The 16,645-nt window shown below is 68.4% G+C and carries 12 protein-coding genes and 1 pseudogene; 5 read left to right on the forward strand and 8 right to left on the reverse strand.

Annotation, left to right across the window (positions count from 1 at the left end; genetic code table 11):
• The first annotated feature begins 17 nt into the window (after window positions 1-17).
• From HFL01S_RS08020 to HFL01S_RS08030, 3 genes are all read left to right on the forward strand, one after another.
• Window positions 18-947 (forward strand): electron transfer flavoprotein subunit alpha/FixB family protein, encoded by a 930-nt coding sequence (locus HFL01S_RS08020; RefSeq protein ID WP_066257129.1) that lies wholly within the window; start codon window positions 18-20, stop codon window positions 945-947.
• A gap of 73 nt (window positions 948-1,020) precedes the next feature.
• Window positions 1,021-2,811: an acyl-CoA dehydrogenase gene (locus HFL01S_RS08025; protein WP_066257132.1), complete on the forward strand. Its 1,791-nt coding sequence runs from the start codon at window positions 1,021-1,023 to the stop codon at window positions 2,809-2,811.
• A 29-nt stretch (window positions 2,812-2,840) separates the two neighbouring features.
• On the forward strand, window positions 2,841-3,821 hold the full coding sequence (locus HFL01S_RS08030) for an NAD(P)H-dependent flavin oxidoreductase (RefSeq protein WP_066257135.1): 981 nt from the start codon (window positions 2,841-2,843) through the stop codon (window positions 3,819-3,821).
• A gap of 15 nt (window positions 3,822-3,836) precedes the next feature.
• Here HFL01S_RS08030 and HFL01S_RS08035 read toward each other — a convergent pair whose 3' ends face one another.
• Window positions 3,837-6,119 (reverse strand): penicillin-binding protein 1A, encoded by a 2,283-nt coding sequence (locus tag HFL01S_RS08035; protein WP_066257137.1) that lies wholly within the window; start codon window positions 6,117-6,119, stop codon window positions 3,837-3,839.
• Between the two features lie 350 nt (window positions 6,120-6,469).
• On the opposite strand from HFL01S_RS08035, the pseudogene HFL01S_RS25900 reads away from it, so the two are divergent.
• Together HFL01S_RS25900 and HFL01S_RS25905 are read left to right on the forward strand one after the other, a co-directional pair.
• Window positions 6,470-7,090 (forward strand): annotated as a pseudogene (locus HFL01S_RS25900) (transglycosylase domain-containing protein); the annotation flags it as partial.
• Window positions 7,091-7,697: 607 nt separating this feature from the next.
• A complete protein-coding gene (locus tag HFL01S_RS25905) occupies window positions 7,698-9,293 on the forward strand; it encodes a hypothetical protein (RefSeq protein WP_281179902.1) in 1,596 nt (531 codons plus the stop codon).
• Here the strand turns inward: HFL01S_RS25905 and HFL01S_RS08045 are convergent.
• The 7 genes from HFL01S_RS08045 to HFL01S_RS08075 all read right to left on the reverse strand — a co-directional run bounded on the left by HFL01S_RS08045 (window position 9,277) and on the right by HFL01S_RS08075 (window position 16,588).
• Entirely contained in the window at window positions 9,277-10,212 is a 936-nt protein-coding gene (locus HFL01S_RS08045) for an AraC family transcriptional regulator (protein WP_066257140.1), read from the reverse strand. The genes HFL01S_RS25905 and HFL01S_RS08045 overlap by 17 nt on opposite strands.
• A gap of 38 nt (window positions 10,213-10,250) precedes the next feature.
• Window positions 10,251-11,642, reverse strand: a complete 1,392-nt coding sequence (dalD, locus tag HFL01S_RS08050) for a D-arabinitol 4-dehydrogenase (RefSeq protein WP_066257142.1) — start codon at window positions 11,640-11,642, stop codon at window positions 10,251-10,253.
• A gap of 25 nt (window positions 11,643-11,667) precedes the next feature.
• On the reverse strand, window positions 11,668-12,411 hold the full coding sequence (locus tag HFL01S_RS08055) for an SDR family oxidoreductase (protein ID WP_066257397.1): 744 nt from the start codon (window positions 12,409-12,411) through the stop codon (window positions 11,668-11,670).
• A 4-nt stretch (window positions 12,412-12,415) separates the two neighbouring features.
• The gene (locus HFL01S_RS08060) at window positions 12,416-13,459 is read right to left on the reverse strand and encodes an ABC transporter ATP-binding protein (RefSeq protein WP_066257145.1); all 1,044 of its coding nucleotides are present in this window, start codon (window positions 13,457-13,459) and stop codon (window positions 12,416-12,418) included.
• 28 nt (window positions 13,460-13,487) lie between these two features.
• Window positions 13,488-14,315, reverse strand: coding sequence for a carbohydrate ABC transporter permease (locus tag HFL01S_RS08065; protein WP_066257147.1), 828 nt, complete (start codon window positions 14,313-14,315; stop codon window positions 13,488-13,490).
• A gap of 118 nt (window positions 14,316-14,433) precedes the next feature.
• Window positions 14,434-15,306, reverse strand: coding sequence for a carbohydrate ABC transporter permease (locus tag HFL01S_RS08070; RefSeq protein ID WP_084383161.1), 873 nt, complete (start codon window positions 15,304-15,306; stop codon window positions 14,434-14,436).
• Window positions 15,307-15,385: 79 nt separating this feature from the next.
• The gene (locus HFL01S_RS08075; RefSeq protein ID WP_245644763.1) at window positions 15,386-16,588 is read right to left on the reverse strand and encodes an ABC transporter substrate-binding protein; all 1,203 of its coding nucleotides are present in this window, start codon (window positions 16,586-16,588) and stop codon (window positions 15,386-15,388) included.
• Window positions 16,589-16,645 lie beyond the last annotated feature (57 nt).

Below are 16,645 nucleotides of genomic sequence, written 5' to 3' on the forward strand. Positions count from 1 at the left end.
CCAGAGGAATACCGAACATGACCGCACTTGTCATTGCCGAACACGACAACGCTTCCATCAAGGGAGCCACCCTCAACACCGTCACCGCCGCCGCTGCCTGCGGTGGTGATGTGCACGTCCTCGTCGCGGGCCACAACTCAGGCGCCGCTGCAGCAGCCGCCGCTCAGATCGCCGGCGTCAGCAAGGTGATCCACGCCGACGGCGAAGGCTTCGCCCACGGCCTGGCCGAGAACGTCGCCGCCCAGGTGCTGGCCATTGCGCCCGCCTACAGCCACATCCTGTTCGCCGCCACCGCCGGCGGGAAGAACGTGTCCCCGCGCGTGGCCGCCAAGCTCGATGTCGCGCAGATCAGCGAAATCAGCAAGGTCATCAGCGCCGACACCTTCGAGCGCCCGATCTACGCCGGCAATGCGATTGCCACCGTGCAGAGCAGCGATGCCATCAAGGTGATCACCGTGCGCGCCACCGGCTTCGACGCTGCGGGCCAGGGCGGCTCGGCGGCGGTGGAAACCGTGGCGGCAGCAGCCGGCAACGGCAAGAGCGCCTACGTCGGCAGCGAAATCGCCAAGAACGACCGTCCTGAACTGACGGCGGCCAAGATCATCGTCAGCGGTGGCCGTGCGCTGGGCAGCAGCGAGAAGTTCAACGAAGTGATGACCCCGCTGGCCGACAAGCTGGGCGCGGCCATCGGCGCCAGCCGTGCCGCAGTGGACGCGGGCTACGCGCCGAACGACCTGCAAGTGGGCCAGACGGGCAAGATCGTTGCGCCGCAGCTGTACATCGCCGCCGGCATCTCGGGTGCCATCCAGCACCTGGCGGGCATGAAGGATTCGAAGGTGATCGTGGCGATCAACAAGGACCCCGAGGCCCCGATCTTCAGCGTCGCCGACTACGGACTGGAGGCCGACCTGTTCTCGGCTGTGCCGGAACTGGTGTCGAAGCTGTAAACCGACGGCACCCACAAGGGCATCGCGTGCGATGCCCTTTTTTTGCACCCGCATTCGATCCACGGAGACTTTCATGAGCTACACCGCCCCCCTCAAGGACATGCTGTTCAACATCGAGCACCTGGCGCGCATCGACCAGGTGGCGCAGCTGCCCGGCTTTGAAGACGCTGGTCTGGAGACCGCGCAGGCTGTGCTGGAGGAGTGCGCCAAGCTCAACGAAGGCGTGATTGCGCCGCTGAACTGGGAAGGCGACAAGAACCCGTCCTTCTTCAAGGATGGCAACGTCACCACCACGCCTGGTTTCAAGGAAGCCTTCAAGCAGTACGCCGAAGGCGGCTGGCAGGGGCTGCAGCACCCGGTGGATTTCGGCGGTCAGGGCCTGCCCAAGACCATCGGCGCGGCTTGCGGTGAGATCCTCAACAGCGCCAATATGAGCTTCGCGCTGTGTCCGCTGCTGACCGACGGTGCCATCGAGGCGCTGATCACGGCCGGTTCGGACGACCTGAAGAACATCTACCTGGAGAAGCTGGTCAGTGGCCAGTGGACCGGCACCATGAACCTGACCGAGCCGCAGGCCGGCAGTGACCTGGCCGCCGTGCGCAGCCGCGCCGAGCCGCAGCCCGACGGCACGTACAAGGTCTTCGGCACCAAGATCTTCATCACCTACGGTGAGCACGACATGGCCGAGAACATCGTCCACCTCGTGCTGGCCCGCGTGACCGGCGCGCCCGAGGGCGTCAAGGGCATCAGCCTGTTTGTGGTGCCGAAGTTCATGGTCAATGCCGACGGCTCGCTGGGCGCGCGCAACGACGTGCACTGCGTGTCCATCGAACACAAGATGGGCATCAAGGCCTCGCCCACCGCCGTGCTGCAGTACGGCGATCACGGCGGCGCCGTGGGCTACCTGGTCGGCGAAGAGAACCGCGGCCTCGAATACATGTTCATCATGATGAACGCCGCGCGTTACGCCGTGGGCGTGCAGGGCATCGCCGTGTCCGAGCGCGCGTACCAGAAGGCCGTGGGCTATGCGAAGGACCGCGTGCAGAGCCGCCCGGTGGACGGCAGCTTCACCACCGCCGCGCCCATCATTCACCACGCCGACGTCAAGCGCATGCTCATGACCATGCGCGCCGCCACCGAGGGTTGCCGCGCCATGGCCAGTGTGGCCGCCGCCGCCTACGACGCGGCCCACCACCACCCGGACGCCGAGGTGCGCAAGCAGAACGCGACCTTCTATGAATTCCTGGTGCCGCTGGTCAAGGGTTACAGCACCGAGATGAGCCTGGAAGTCACCAGCCTGGGCGTGCAGGTGCACGGTGGCATGGGCTTCATCGAAGAGACCGGCGCGGCCCAGTACTACCGCGACGCCAAGATCCTGACCATCTACGAAGGCACGACCGCGATCCAGGCCAACGACCTGGTGGGCCGCAAGACCGCGCGCGACGGCGGCACGTCGGCCAAAGCCATTGCGACGCAGATCGAGAAGACCGAAGCCGAGCTCAAGGCCCACGGCAGCGCCAATGCGCTGGCGGTCGCCAAGCGACTGGGCGCCGCGCGCCAGGCGTTCGTGGATGTGGTGGACTTCATCGCCGCCAACACCAAGAGCAACCCCAACGCGGCTTTTGCCGGCAGCGTGCCTTACCTGATGCTGGCTGGCAACCTGATGGCGGGCTGGCAGCTGGCGCGTGCGCTGCTGGTGGCGGAAGACCTGTCCGCCAAGGGACAGGACGTGCCCTTCATGCAGGCCAAGATCACCACCGCCCGCTTCTACGCCGACCACCTGCTCAGCCGCGCCCCGGGCGTGCGCGACGCGATCGTGGAAGGTGCCGAGGCAGTGACCGCACTGCCTGCCGAAGCGTTCTGATATCCGACACCGACAAGACTGGAGACCCCATGACCCAACGCCAACGCTACCTGCCCCCGGTGCTGCAGAACCTGCCGTTCCCGGTGATTGGCTCGCCGCTGTTCATCATCAGCAACCCCAAGCTGGTCATCGCCCAGTGCAAGGCGGGGGTGGTGGGCTCCATGCCGGCGCTCAATGCGCGCCCGGCCTCTCAGCTGGACGAGTGGCTGGCCGAGATCACCGAGGCCCTGGCGGCGCACGACAAGGCGAACCCCGACAACAAGGCCGCGCCGTTCGCGATCAACCAGATCGTGCACAAGAGCAACGACCGCCTGGAACACGACCTGGAGCTCTGCGCCAAGTACAAGGTGCCGGTGATCATCACCAGCCTGGGTGCCCGCGAAGACGTGAACCAGGCCGTGCACAGCTGGGGCGGCGTGGTGATGCACGACGTGATCAACAACGTGTTCGCGCACAAGGCGATCGAGAAGGGCGCCGATGGCCTGATCCCGGTGGCGGCCGGCGCCGGCGGCCACGCCAGCGTCAAGAGCCCGTTCGCCATGATCCAGGAGATCCGCGAGTGGTTCGACGGCCCGGTCGCGCTGTCGGGCTCCATCGCTTCGGGCGGCGCCATCCTGGCGGCGCAGGCCATGGGCGCCGACTTCGCCTACATCGGTTCGGCCTTCATCGCCACCGACGAGGCGCGTGCGGTCGAGGGCTACAAGCAGATGATTACCGAGTGCAACTCGGACGACATCGTCTACAGCAACTTCTACACCGGCGTGCACGGCAACTACCTCAAGGGCAGCATCAAGAACGCGGGTATGGACCCGGACCACCTGCCGGAGAGCGACCCCAGCAAGATGAACTTCAGCACCGGCGAAGGTGCCAACACCGCCAAGGCCTGGAAGGACATCTGGGGTTGCGGCCAGGGCATCGGCGCCATCCGCGAGGTGGTGCCTGCAGCCGATCTGGTGGCGCGCTTCAAGCGCGAATACGCCGAGGCCAAGGCCCGCATCTGCGCGGGCTGAGCGGGTCCGTTCCGCTCAGTTCTTGAATAGTTCCCGGATCGCGTCGAGGATCGTCGGCGGTCCGGCGTACTGCGCACCCGCAGCGTCCTCGATGGTCGCCACAGCGCCGCCGTTGGCCCACTCGGCGTAGAGCCAGTCGTCGTTCACGCGGGTCAGACCCGCCGGTGCATCGCCCAGCGCGGTGACAGGCACACCCTTGAGCGCGGCGGCCATGTAGTCGGTCCAGATGGGCAGCGCCAGCCGGCCGCCCGACTCGTGGTCGCCCAGGCTCCGGGGTTTGTCGTAGCCCATCCAGACCACTGCCGCCAGCCCGGGCTGGTAGCCGGCGAACCAGGCGTCGAGCACGTCGTTGGTGGTGCCGGTCTTGCCGTAGATGTCGCTGCGCTTGAGCCGGGCCTGGGCGCGGGCGGCGGTGCCCACACTGGTCACGTCGTTGAGCATGCTGCCCATCACATAGGCGTTGCGCGCGGGGATCGAGCGGTTCTCTTCGGTCAGCACGGGCGCGGCGGGCGCCTCGAACAGCACCTTGCCCTGGGCATCGGCGATCTTCTCGATCACCACCGGTTCGACCGACCAGCCGCCATTGGCCAGCGTGGCGTAGGCACGGGCCATCTGCAGGGGCGTCACCTGCCCGGTGCCCAGCGCCAGCGTGAGGTTGTCGGGCTGCTTGGCGACGTCGAGGCCAAAGCGCCCCAGCCAGTCGCGCGCGCGCTGCGTGCTGGTGTGCTGCAGCACGCGCACGCTCACCAGGTTGCTCGACTTGGCCAGCGCGGCGCGCACAGTCAGCGGTTCGCCGGTGGCGTTGCCGCTGTTGCCGGGTGACCAGCCGTTGGGTGCGGTGAAGGGGCCGTCGTCGACCAGGGTCGAGGGCATCACACGCTCTTCGAGTGCGGCCGAATACAGCAGCGGCTTGATGGTCGAGCCCGGCTGGCGCCAGCCCTGGGTCACGTGGTTGAAGGGCTGGCGCGCGAAGTCGAAACCGCCGACCAGGGCCCGCACGCGGCCGCTGCGCGTGTCCAGCGCGACCAGCGCGGCCTCGGCCTCGGGCCATTGCGTGATCGACCAGTCCTTGCCGTTTTTGACCACGCGCAGCACCGACCCCCGCTGGATGCGCAGCGCGTCTTTGGCCTTGGCCGACAGCCCCGGCTGGGCCCAGCGCAGGCCTTCGCCCTTGATGCGCACCTGCTCGCCGCTGGCCAGCTGCACGCGCACTTCCTTCGGCGTGGCGCCCAGCACGATGGCTGCGCGCAGTGTGTCGTCGTCGCGGTGGTCCTTCAGCGCCTCGGCGGCGGCGCGTTCGAGCTCGGGGTCGTCGGCCGCGGGCAGGTCTTCTTGCGCCTCGGGGCCGCGCCAGGGGTTGCGGCGGTCCTGTGCCAGCACCCCGCGCTGCACGGCGGCATAGGCGGCGCGCTGGTCGGCTGCGCGCAGCGAGGTGGTGACGCGGATGCCACGCGAGTAGGCGGATTCGCCGAAACGCTCGAACACCACCCGCCGCGCCATCTCGGCCACGTGGGCGGCATCGACATCGCGTTCGCTGGGGGAGCGCAGGGTGATCTTCTCGGCGCGGGCGGCGGCCAGCTGGGCGTCGTTGATCACGCCGACCGTGTGCATGCGCTGCAGCACGACGCGCTGGCGCGCTGTGGCGCGGGCCATGTTGGCCACCGGGTTGGCGTAGTACGGGTTCTGCGGCAGGCCGGCGAGCAGGGCGGTCTCGGCGATCGTCAGCTGGTCCATGGACTTGCCGAAGTAGGTCTGCGCCGCAGCGGCAAAGCCGTAGGCCCGCTGGCCCAGGAAGATCTCGTTGAGGTAGATCTCCAGGATGCGGTCCTTGGATAGTGCCTCCTCGACCTTGAAGGCCAGCAGGATTTCCTTGGCCTTGCGCTCGACCGTCAGTTCGCGCGTGAGCAGCATGGTGCGCACGAGCTGCTGGGTGATGGTGCTGGCCCCCTGCTTGCGGCCGCCGGTGATCAGGGCCAGGGCCGCGCGGGCCATGCCCTTGGGGTCGACGCCGGAGTGCTCGCGAAAGCGCGCGTCCTCCACCGCCAGCACCGCGTCTTGCAGCAGTTTGGGGGTCTTGGAGAGCGGAACGTATTCGCGCCGTTCGGCGCCGAACTGCGCCAGCTCCACGCCGTCGGCGGTGAACACCTGCAGCGGCAGCTTGGGCTGGTAGTGGACGATCCTGTCGATGGGCGGCAGGTCGAACGTGGACGCGTGGGCCGCTGGCGCGGTCAGCAGCAGCGGGGCAGGGGCGGCGAGGGCCAGACCCAGAAGGAGGCGGCGCGAGAGACGCAAAGACATGGGCGCGAATTATCCGGTCGGCGTGTGCGGCACAGGTGAATGGCAGGTAACCGAATGTGCCTTCGGTCCCCGGTTTGCCCCGGCGCCGGACCTGATGGTCGACAATTGTTGCGATGCAGCAGATGGAGCCTCCTTTGCCTGAAGAGCCCGGCCTCATGGTCACCCCGCCGCGGCGCGGTTGGCGCCCGTCCCGGCGCCTGGTGTGGATCGGTGCGGCGCTGCTGCTGGCGGGCGCGGCGGTGGGCGGTCTGCTGGTGTACGAGGCCCACACCTCCCGCCTGCAGGCCCGGTTCCTGAGCCGCTACGCCGCCGGGCTGCAGCACCAGACCGCCCCGGGTGCGAGCGACCAGATGCGTTTCCCCTCCCATGGCCCGTTCGACCAGCGGCTGGGCTACACCGCCATCCCGGACGCGGTGTCCCGGCTGGCGCCACGCGGGTTCGTGATCACCGAACAGGCCCGCCAGAGCCCGGCGCTGCTGGCCCACATCGACCGCAGCCTTTACGCGCCGTTCGCGGAGAAAAGCCGGACCGGCCTGACCGTGCTGGACTGCCACCGCGAGCCGGTCTACAGCTTCCGCTACCCCTACCGCACGTTCGAGCGCTTCGAGCAGGTGCCGCCACTGGTGGCCCAGGCCCTGATGTTCATCGAGAACCGCGACCTGCTCGACCCCGACCGGCCGCAGATGAACCCGGCGGTCGACTGGGTGCGCTTCACCCGCGCGGTGCTTGGCCAGCTCGGCAGCCGCATCGACCCCGACCTGGACACCCCCGGCGGCAGCACCCTGGCCACCCAGATCGAAAAGTACCGCCACTCGCCCGACGGCTTCACGCTGGACGCCCGTGAGAAGCTGCGCCAGATGGCGTCGGCCTCCGTGCGCGCCTACCGGCAGGGCGCCGACACGCTGCCGGTGCGGAGCCAGATCCTGCTGGACTACCTGAACACCGTGCCGCTGTCGGCGGCGCCCCGGCATGGCGAGGTGCACGGGCTGGGCGACGGCCTGTGGGTGTGGTTCGGGACCGACTTCGAGCGCGCGCGGGCGCTGCTGACGCCCGCCCAGGGACTCGCGGCCGACCCGGCCGAGCGGGCCCAGGTGCTGCGGCAGGTGGTGGCGCTCATGGTGGCGCACCGGCGGCCGTCCTGGTACCTGGCCGAGGGCCGCGGGGAGCTCGACCAGACCACCGACGCCTACCTGCGGCTGCTGGCCGCCGAAGGCCTCATCGACACCGGCTGGCGCGATGCCGCCCTGCAGCAGCGGCTGGTGTTCCGCGACATGGTCCGCCAGCCGCCGAAGCTGCCCGCCAGCCCGGGCAAGGGCACCACCGCCGCGCGCAGCCGCCTGGCCGGCTGGCTGGGCACCTCGCTCTACAACCTCGACCGGCTTGACGCCCGTCTCGACACCACGATCAACGCCGGACTGCAGGACGCAGTGAGCGGCTACCTCGGGCGCCTGGGCGACCCCGGGTTCGCGCGCAGCCAGGGCCTGATCGGCGAGCGCCTGCTGCAGCCCGGCACGCTGGGCGCGGTGCGCTACAGCTTCACCCCTGCTCGAACGCACGCCCGAAGGCAACCAGGTGCGCGTGCAGACCGACACCACCAACCAGCCGCTGGACATCAACGAAGGCAGCAAGCTCGAACTCGGTTCCACCGCCAAGCTGCGGGTGCTCGCGACCTACCTGGAACTGGTGGCCGAATTGCACGCCCGCCTGTCGCCGCAGGAGCCCAAGACCCTGGGCGGCATCGCCTTCGACCGGCAGGATACGCTCACCCGCTGGGCCGTGCAGCACCTGACCACCAGCCCCGACCGCAGCCTGGACGCCATGCTGGACGCAGCACTGGAGCGCCGGTTCTCGGCCGATCCGGGCGAGCGCTTCTTCACCGGTGGCGGCCTGCACAGCTTCAACAACTTCAACGCCGACGACAACGCCCGAGCGCCGACCCTGCGCGAGGCCATGCAGGCCTCGATCAACCTGCCGTTCGTGCGGCTGATGCGCGAGGTGGTGCGCCACACCATGTACCAGGTGCCGGGCAGCACCGCGCGCCTGCTCGAAGACGACCAGGACCCGCGGCGCAGCGCCTATCTGGCGCGCTTTGCCGACCGCGAAGGCCAGACCTTTCTGCGCCGCTTCTGGCGCAAGACCGACCAGCGCAACCCGGCCGAGCTGCGGGACTTGCTGCTGGACGGTCTGCGCCCCACGCCCGAGCGGTTGGCCGCGGTGTTCCGTTATCTGGAGCCCGAGGCGCCAGCCGAGGCGCTCGGTGCATTCCTGCGCGAGCGCCTGGGTGAGAAGGCGCCCGACGCGGCGCGCGTGGTGCGCCTGCACGAGCGTTTTGCGCCCGGCGCGCTGGACCTGCCCGACCGCGGCTACGTGGCCGGCGTGCACCCGCTCGAACTCTGGCTGGTGGCCTACCGGCTGCAGCACCCTGGCGCCAGCCTGTCGCAGGCGCTGGAGGACAGCGCCGACGAGCGGCAGGCGGTCTACGGCTGGCTGTTCCGCACCCGGGTCAAGAGTGCGCAGGACACCCGCATCTACACGCTGCTGGAGGTGGAGGCCTTTCTCGACATCCACAGCCGCTGGGCGCGGCTGGGCTACCCCTTCGGCCACCTCGTGCCCTCGCTGGCGACGGCGCTGGGCAGCTCGGGCGACCGGCCAGCGGCCCTGGCCGAGCTGATGGGCATCATCGTCAACGACGGGGTGCGCTTGCCCACCCGCCACATCACTGGCCTGCACCTGGCCAGTGGCACGCCCTGGGAGACGGCGCTGGGCCGCACCGCGGCGCAGGGCGAGCGTGTGATGGCGCCGGAGGTGGCGCGGGCGCTGCGCAAGGCCCTGTCCGAGGTGGTGGAGCGGGGCACCGCGCGCCGCCTGTCCGGTAGCTTCAAGACCGAGGGGGGCGAGGACCTGTCACCGGGCGGCAAGACCGGCACCGGCGACAACCGCGTGGTGGTGCGCGGCCGGGCCGCGCTGGCGCTCAACCGCACCGCCACCTTCGTGTTCCACCTCGGGCCGCGCTACTTCGGCAGCCTCACCGCCTATGTGGTGGGGCCGGACGCCGCGAAGTACCGTTTCACCTCGGGCCTGCCGGTGCAGATCCTGACGTCGATCGGGCCGGGCCTGATGCCCTATCTGGACGGTACCCAGGGCCGGGCCTGCCCGGTCACGCCGCGCCCTTGAAGCGCGTGAGGCTCTGGCGCCGGAACTCGGTGGGCGTCATGCCCTTGATTTCCAGAAAGCGCCGGTTGAAGTTGGCCACGTTGTTGAAGCCGACCTCGTAGCAGATGTGCGTGACCTGCTGGTCGGTGTCCATCAGCAGCTGGCAGGCGCGGCTGATGCGCACACGGTTGACGAAGTCGGTGAAGGTGTTGCCGGTGGCCTTGCGGAAGAAGCGGCTGAAGCGGCTCTCGCTCATGCCCAGCTCGGCCGCCAGCGCACCGGCCGAGTGGTCGTCGGCCAGGTGGTCGGTGATGCGGCTGACCACGGCGTGGATCTGGTCGATCGAGGCGTCGTCGTCGTCGCTCTGCAGCTGCACGCTGGAGAGCAGCCGGTAGTCGGTGCAGGCCGTGAGGTCGGCCATGTAGTCGCAGAAGGCGGTGAGCCGGCGCAGGCCGCGCGCGTTCTTGACGCGGTGCCAGTGCCGTTCGGCCGCTTCGGACAGACCGAAGAACTCGATGCCGTGTTTGGCGCGCTCCAGCAGCGGCAGCACCTCGCGCAGCTCGGGGATGGTTTCGGCGGCGCGGGTCAGCGGCTCGTGGGTGAACTGGATCACCAGGTCGCGCTGGGCGACGCCGCCCTCGGGCATGTCCATCGTGACCCAGTTGTGCGGCAGGCGCGGGCCAGTGAGCACCAGCTGGCCGGCCTGGAAGGGGCCGATCCAGTCGCCCACGAACACCTTGCCGCTGGTACTGGTGATCAGGTGCAGCTCGTACTCGTCGTGGTAGTGCCAGCGCGCCAGCGGCGTCGGGAAGCCGTGGGACAGGCAGCGCACAAAGCCCACGTCGGACGACAGCTCGTAGCCCAGGTCGGGCGAACGCACGAACTCGTGCTCCAGCTCGGGCTTGAGCTGGCGCGGGGCGGTGGGCGTCTTCACTGTCATGGCGGGCTCCGGCGTCAGGGCGCCTAAGTTACACCGGTTCAGGCCCCGGCGCGCTCTGCCACGAACGCCTGCACGCGGGCAAAGGCCTTGCGAAGGGCCTCGACCAGCTGCGGGTGGCCGGCCATCTCGCCCCAGAGCGTGGTGTCGGCCGCGTAGGCGACCACCGGGTCGGCCGCGTCGCAAATGGCGTGGGCCACAGCCGGGTCCATGGCCTGGTCCTGGTAGGTGTAGGGGATCTGGCCGGCGTGCCAGCGCTGCAGGTAGGCCAGGAACAGCGCGGGCAGCATCGCCACGCTGTTGAAGGAGCCGCCGCGCGCCAGCTGGTCGCGGATGGTGGGCGCGATCATGCCGGGGATCTTGGAGAAGGCGTCCATGGCCACGCGCTGGTTCGTGTCCTGGATGGCGGGGTTGCCGAAGCGGTCGAGCACCACGTCGCGGTAGCGCTCCAGGTTGATGGGGCATGGCAGCAACACCGGGATGGTGTCGTCGGTCACGTAGTCGTAGGCCATCTTCCGGATGGCGGCGTCGTGTGTGCCTTCGTGGATGTAGAGGTAGCCCGCCAGCGTGCCAGCCCAGGCGATGCAGCTGTGCGTGGCGTTGAGCAGACGGATCTTGGCTTCTTCGTGGGCCTGCACCGAGTCCACCATCTCGACGCCGACCTTCTCCCACTCGGGCCGGCCGGCGATGAAGTTCTCTTCGATCACCCACTGGATGAAGCTCTCGCCCATGATCGCGGCGCGGTCGTCCCAGCCGGTGGCGGCCTTGACGCGTTCGGCCACGTCGGGCGTGGGGCGCGGCGTGATGCGGTCGACCATGGCGTTGGGGCTGCTGGTGTTCGCTTCCACCCAGGCCTTGAGCGTGGTGTCGCCCAGCGCGTCGATGAACTGCAGCAGGCCGCCGCGCGAGCGCTCGCCGTTGTGGCGCAGGTTGTCGCAGTTCATCAGCGTCACCGAGCCGGCACTGGCCTTCATGCGCGCGCGCAGGATGCTGACGAGGCCGCCGTAGATCGTGTGGCCGGCCAGGCCCAGCTTGACCGCTTCGAGGTCGGCGCGCAGGTCGGGGAAGGTGGCCCAGTCGAGCTGGTTGTTGGCGTCGAGGTAGTAACCGGCTTCGGTGACGGTGAAGCTGATGATGCGCGTGGCCGGGTCGGCGCCGGTGGCGATCAGCGGCGCCAGGTCGTCCTGGTAGGGGATCACGCGCTGGATCGACTCGATGCGGGTGTAGCTGCGCTCGCCCTGGGGCGTGACGGTCTCCAGCGTGTAGCGGCCGCCCTGGGCCTGCAGGGCAGCGATGGTCTCGGCCATGTCGGGGCGCAGGTTGCCACCGGCGATGGCCCAGCGCAGGTCGCCCAACTGGCGCAGCTGCTGGATGTAGACGGCCTGGTGGGCGCGGTGGAACGAGCCCAGGCCCAGGTGCAGGATGAAGTTCATGGTGCGTCGGTGAAAAGTGGGCGGGTCAGAGGTCGAAATTCGTGGGCATGAGCACGACGTCGCGGATGGTCATGCCGCGCGGGCGGGTGAGCATGAACAGCAGCACCTCGGCCACCTCGGCCGCTTCGATCAGGCTGCCGCTGGCCTTGGCCTCGGCGAGTTTTTCGGCCGGCCAGTCGGACAGCAGCGAGGTGATGACCGGCCCCGGCGAGACCGAGCCGACGCGGATGCCGTGCTTGAACACCTGGCGGCGCACGGTCTGCACGAAACAGTTCACCGCCCACTTGGACGAGGCGTAGACCGGCTCCCAGGGCGTGGGGAAGTGCGCCGCGAGCGAGCTGGTGACGAGGATGTCGCCCGTGCCGCGCCCGATCATGTGCGGCAGCACGTTGTGCACGTTCTTCATCACCACGTTCACGTTCAGGTTCAACATGCGGTCGATTGCCTCGGGCGTGGCGTCGACCAGGTCGCCGCCGACGTAGAGGCCGGCGTTGGCGTGGAAGATGTCCAGCTGGCCCAGCAGCGCCAGCGTGTGTTGCAGCAGGCTGTTGCACTGGGCCGGGTCCAGCAGGTCCAGCACCAGGGGCAGGGCCGTTGCGCCGTTCTCGCCGATGGCGGCGCAGGCCTTGTCCAGCGCGGCGGCGTCGCGGTCGATGAGCACCACGCGGGCGCCGGCACCGGCCAGGGCCTGGGCGCTGGCGAAACCGATGCCTGAGGCCGCGCCGGTGACGGCGGCGCTCTTGCCTTGCAGGGGTTGTGAAGCGCTCATGGCGTCAGGCGGCGCGTGCGGCGACCACACGGCCGGCGGTGTCGAACCAGTGGGCCTGCGAGGCGTCGATGTCCAGGCTCACCGTGTCGCCCGCGTGCAGGCCGGTGCGTTCGTTCTGGCGCGCCACGAACTGCGCGCCGTTGGGCGTGCTCACGTAGATCAGGGTCTCGGCGCCCAGGGCCTCCACCAGGTCCACCTGGCCGCTCACCGGCGTGCTGCCGGTGCTGCGCACGCTCACGTTCTCCGGCCGCAGGCCGATGGCGCCGCCCACGGCGCCGGCGGGGGCCTGCTGGGCCACCACGGCGGGCACCTGCTGCAGCGGCACCACGTTCATCTGCGGCGTGCCGATGAACTGCGCCACGAACTGGTTGGCGGGCCGGTCGTACAGCTCCAGCGGCGTGCCCACCTGCTCGATGACGCCGTCGCGCAGCACGACCACCTTGTCGGCCAGCGTCATGGCTTCGACCTGGTCGTGCGTCACGTAGATGGTGGTGGCGCCCAGGTCGCGGTGCAGCTTGGCGATCTCCACCCGGGTCTGGCCGCGCAGGGCCGCGTCCAGGTTGGACAGCGGCTCGTCGAACAGGAACACCTTGGGCGAGCGCACGATGGCGCGGCCGATGGCCACGCGCTGGCGCTGGCCGCCCGAGAGTTCCTTGGGCGTGCGCTGCAGGTACTGCGTGAGGTTGAGGATGCGCGCGGCGTTCTGCACCTTCTCGTCGATCACCTTGGGGTCGACCTTGGCCAGCTTGAGCGCGAAGCACATGTTCTCGTACACGCTCATGTGCGGGTACAGCGCGTAGCTCTGGAACACCATGGCCAGGTCGCGCTTGGACGAGGGCGCGTGCGTGATGTCCTTGCCGTCGAGCACGAGACTGCCGCCGTCGATGTGTTCGAGCCCGGCGATCAGGCGCAGCAGCGTGGACTTGCCGCAGCCCGACGGCCCGACGAAGACGATGAACTCGCCTTTCTCGATGGACAGGTCGATGCCCTTGATGGCGCGGTTCTCGCCGAAGAACTTTTCAATGCCTTGGAGTTGCAGGTAGGCCATGGTGGTCTCTTGTCTCTCTTGAATGGGGTTACTTCACAGCCCCGAACGTGAGGCCCTGGACGAGCTGCTTCTGGCTGAACCAGCCGAAGACCACGATGGGGGCAATCGCCATGAGCGAGGCGGCGGACAGCTTGGCCCAGAACAGGCCTTCGGGGCTGGAGTAGCTGGCGATCAGCGTGGCCAGCGTGCCGGCCTTGGCGGAGCTGAGGTTGAGCGACCAGAAGGCCTCGTTCCAGCTCAGCACCAAGCACAGCAGACCGGTCGAAGCCAGGCCGCCCATGCCCAGCGGCAGCAGCACCTTGGTGGCCTCCTGCCAGAGGGTGGCGCCGTCCATGCGCGCGGCTTCCAGGATCTCGTGCGGGATCTCCTTGAAGGACGAATACAGCATCCAGACCATGATGGGCAGGTTGGACAGCGTGAACACGATGATCAGGCCCAGCTGCGTGTCCAGCAGCTGGCTCTTTTGCGCCATCACGTAGATGGGCACCAGGGCGCCCACGGCCGGCATCATCTTGGTGGAGAGCATCCACATCAGGATGTCCTTGTCGCGCTTGCCCTTGTGGAAGGCCATCGCGTAGGCGGCGGGGGCGGCGATGGCCAGTCCCAGCAAGGTGGACACCACGCTGGTGACCACCGAGTTCCAGGCGTAGTGCAGGTAGTCGCTGCGCTCCTGCACCTCGTGGAAGTTCTCCAGCGTGGGCGAGAAGAACAGTTCGGGCGGCACCGCGATGGCCTGCAGCTCGGTCTTGAACGCGGTCAGCAGCAGCCAGCCCAGCGGGAAGAACAGCAGCAGGGCCACCGCCCATGCGGCCACGGTGCGCACAAGATAGGCCGGTGTGTAGATGGAGGCTCTCATGCGAAGCAACCTTTGCGCGAAGTGTCTGGTCGAGGGGCGCCGCGGAACCGGCTTTGCCGGGCCGCAGGCGCCGCCCCCTTGAGGGGGACGAGCGGAGCGAGGCAGGGGTGGGCCATGTTCATTTGTCCAGGTTCTTGCCGACCATGCGGATCAGGAAGATCGCGGCGATGTTCGCCAGCAGCACGGCGAACAGGGCACCGGCCGAGGCCACGCCGGCATCGAAGTTCAGCAGCGCCTGCTTGAAGATCAGGAAGGCCACGTTGGTGCTGGCGTCGCCCGGGCCACCGCCGGTGGTGGTGTAGATCTCGGCGAAGACGCTGAGCAAAAAGATCAGTTCGATCATCACCACCACGGCCACCGAACGGCCCAGGTGCGGGATGTAGAGGTAACGCAGCTGTTGCCCGTAGGTGGCGCCGTCCATGCGCGCGGCTTCCAGCTGCTCGCGGTCCATGCTCTGCAGCGCGGTCATGAAGATCAGCGTGGCAAAGGGCAGCCACTGCCAGCTCACCATGACGATCACCGAGAACAGCGGGTGGTCGGTGAGCCAGTCCACCGGCGCGGCGCCGAAGAAGGCCCAGACCTGGGCCAGCACGCCGTAGATGGGGTTCATCATCATGTTCTTCCACATCAGCGCGTTGACCGTGGGCATGACGAAGAAGGGCGAGATCAGCAGCACGCGCACCAGGCCGCGGCCGGCGAAGGGCTCGTTGATCAGCAGGGCGATGGCCACGCCCAGGATCACGGTGATCAGGATCACGCTGCCCAGCAGCAGGATGGTGTTGATCACCGAGGTCGTGAACGACGGATCGGTCACGAAGTATTCGAAGTTCTCCAGCCCGACGAAGCCGCTCTGGTCGGGTTGCATCAGGTTGTAGCGGATGACGGAGAAATAGATCGTCATCACCAGCGGCACGATCATCCACAGGAAGAGCGTGGCCACCGCGGGCGTCAGCAGAAGACGCGGCAGGGTGCGCGATGTGGGGCGGTTCATGGCCATGGACGTGAGAGGGGAAAGCCCCTCCCCGCGGGCGGGAGAGGGGGCGGTCAGACCGTGTGGGGTCTGCAGTGGCTTACTTGTAGTAGCCGGCCTTCTTCATCTCGCGTTCGGCGGCGACCTGCGAGGCCTTCAGCGCGTCGTCCACGCTGGTCTTGCCGGCGAGCGCGGCGCTCATCTGCTGGCCCACGGCGATGCCGATGGACTGGAACTCCGGAATGGCGGCGAACTGCACGCCCACATACGGGCTCTTGGGCAGGGTCGAGTCGGTCGGGTTGGCCGATTCGATGGCCTTGAGCTCGGCGGCGGCGAAGCGGGCCGCCTTCTGGAATTCCGGCGAGGCGTAGGTGCTCTTGCGGGTGCCGGTGGGCACGTTGGCCCAGCCGTTGGTCTTGGCAACCAGCTGGATGTATTCCTTGCTGGTGGCCCAGGTCACGAACTTCTGGGCCGCGTCGACTTTCTTCGAGCCGGCGGGGATGGCCAGGTTCCAGGACCACAGCCAGTTCGCGCCCTTCGGGGTCACGGCGGTGGGCGCCTGGGCAAAAGCCATCTGGTCGGCCACCTTGGACTGCTTGGGGTCGCTCACGAACGAGGCGGCGATGGTGGCGTCGATCCACATGCCGCACTTGCCCGAGTTGGTCAGCGCCAGGATTTCGTTGAAGCTGTTGTTCGACGAGCCGGGCGGGCCGTAGTTCTTCAGCAGGTCGACGTAGAAGGTGATCGCGTCCTTCCAGGGCTTGCTCTCCAGCTGGGGCTTCCAGCTCATGTCGAACCACTGGCCGCCGTGGGTGTTGACCAGGGTGGACAGGAAGGCCATGTTGTCGCCCCAGCCCGGCTTGCCGCGCAGGCAGATGCCGTAGGTGTTGGGCGGGTTGTGGATCTTGGCGGCCAGGGCCTTGATGTCGGTCCAGGTCGGGTTGTCGGCGACCTTGATGCCGGCTTTGTCGGCCAGGTCCTTGCGGTACATCAGCATGGACGATTCGCCGTAGAACGGGGCGGCGAACAGCTTGCCGTCCACCGTCAGGCCACCGCGCACGGCGGGCAGCAGGTCGTTCACGTCGTAGGCGGCATCGGTCTTGAGCTCGGTGAGCCAGCCCTTCTTGCCCCAGATCGGCGCTTCGTACATGCCGATGGTCATGATGTCGAACTGGCCGCCCCTGGTGGCGATGTCGGTCGTCACGCGCTGGCGCAGCACGCCTTCTTCCAGCGTGACCCACTTGAGCTTGATGTCGGGGTTGGCGGCCTCGAAGTTCTTCGAGAGCTTCTGCATCTCGATCATGTGGCCGTTGTTCACGGTCGCGATCACGAGTTCGGTGGCGGCGTGGGCGCCCGCGGC

Origin of the sequence: Hydrogenophaga flava NBRC 102514 (genome assembly GCF_001571145.1) — a bacterium.
Taxonomy (GTDB): Bacteria; Pseudomonadota; Gammaproteobacteria; order Burkholderiales; family Burkholderiaceae_C; genus Hydrogenophaga; species Hydrogenophaga flava.

Coding starts and splice junctions, on each gene's coding strand:
- HFL01S_RS08045 (WP_066257140.1), bottom strand. CDS start 10,212: ATGACAGTGAAGACGCCCACCGCCCCGCGCCAGCTCAAGCCCGAGCTG.
- HFL01S_RS08075 (WP_245644763.1), bottom strand. CDS start 16,588: ATGATCGAGATGCAGAAGCTCTCGAAGAACTTCGAGGCCGCCAACCCC.
- HFL01S_RS08025 (WP_066257132.1), top strand. CDS start 1,021: ATGAGCTACACCGCCCCCCTCAAGGACATGCTGTTCAACATCGAGCAC.
- dalD (WP_066257142.1), bottom strand. CDS start 11,642: ATGAACTTCATCCTGCACCTGGGCCTGGGCTCGTTCCACCGCGCCCAC.
- HFL01S_RS08060 (WP_066257145.1), bottom strand. CDS start 13,459: ATGGCCTACCTGCAACTCCAAGGCATTGAAAAGTTCTTCGGCGAGAAC.
- HFL01S_RS08065 (WP_066257147.1), bottom strand. CDS start 14,315: ATGAGAGCCTCCATCTACACACCGGCCTATCTTGTGCGCACCGTGGCC.
- HFL01S_RS08035 (WP_066257137.1), bottom strand. CDS start 6,119: ATGTCTTTGCGTCTCTCGCGCCGCCTCCTTCTGGGTCTGGCCCTCGCC.
- HFL01S_RS08030 (WP_066257135.1), top strand. CDS start 2,841: ATGACCCAACGCCAACGCTACCTGCCCCCGGTGCTGCAGAACCTGCCG.
- HFL01S_RS08020 (WP_066257129.1), top strand. CDS start 18: ATGACCGCACTTGTCATTGCCGAACACGACAACGCTTCCATCAAGGGA.
- HFL01S_RS08055 (WP_066257397.1), bottom strand. CDS start 12,411: ATGAGCGCTTCACAACCCCTGCAAGGCAAGAGCGCCGCCGTCACCGGC.
- HFL01S_RS08070 (WP_084383161.1), bottom strand. CDS start 15,306: ATGAACCGCCCCACATCGCGCACCCTGCCGCGTCTTCTGCTGACGCCC.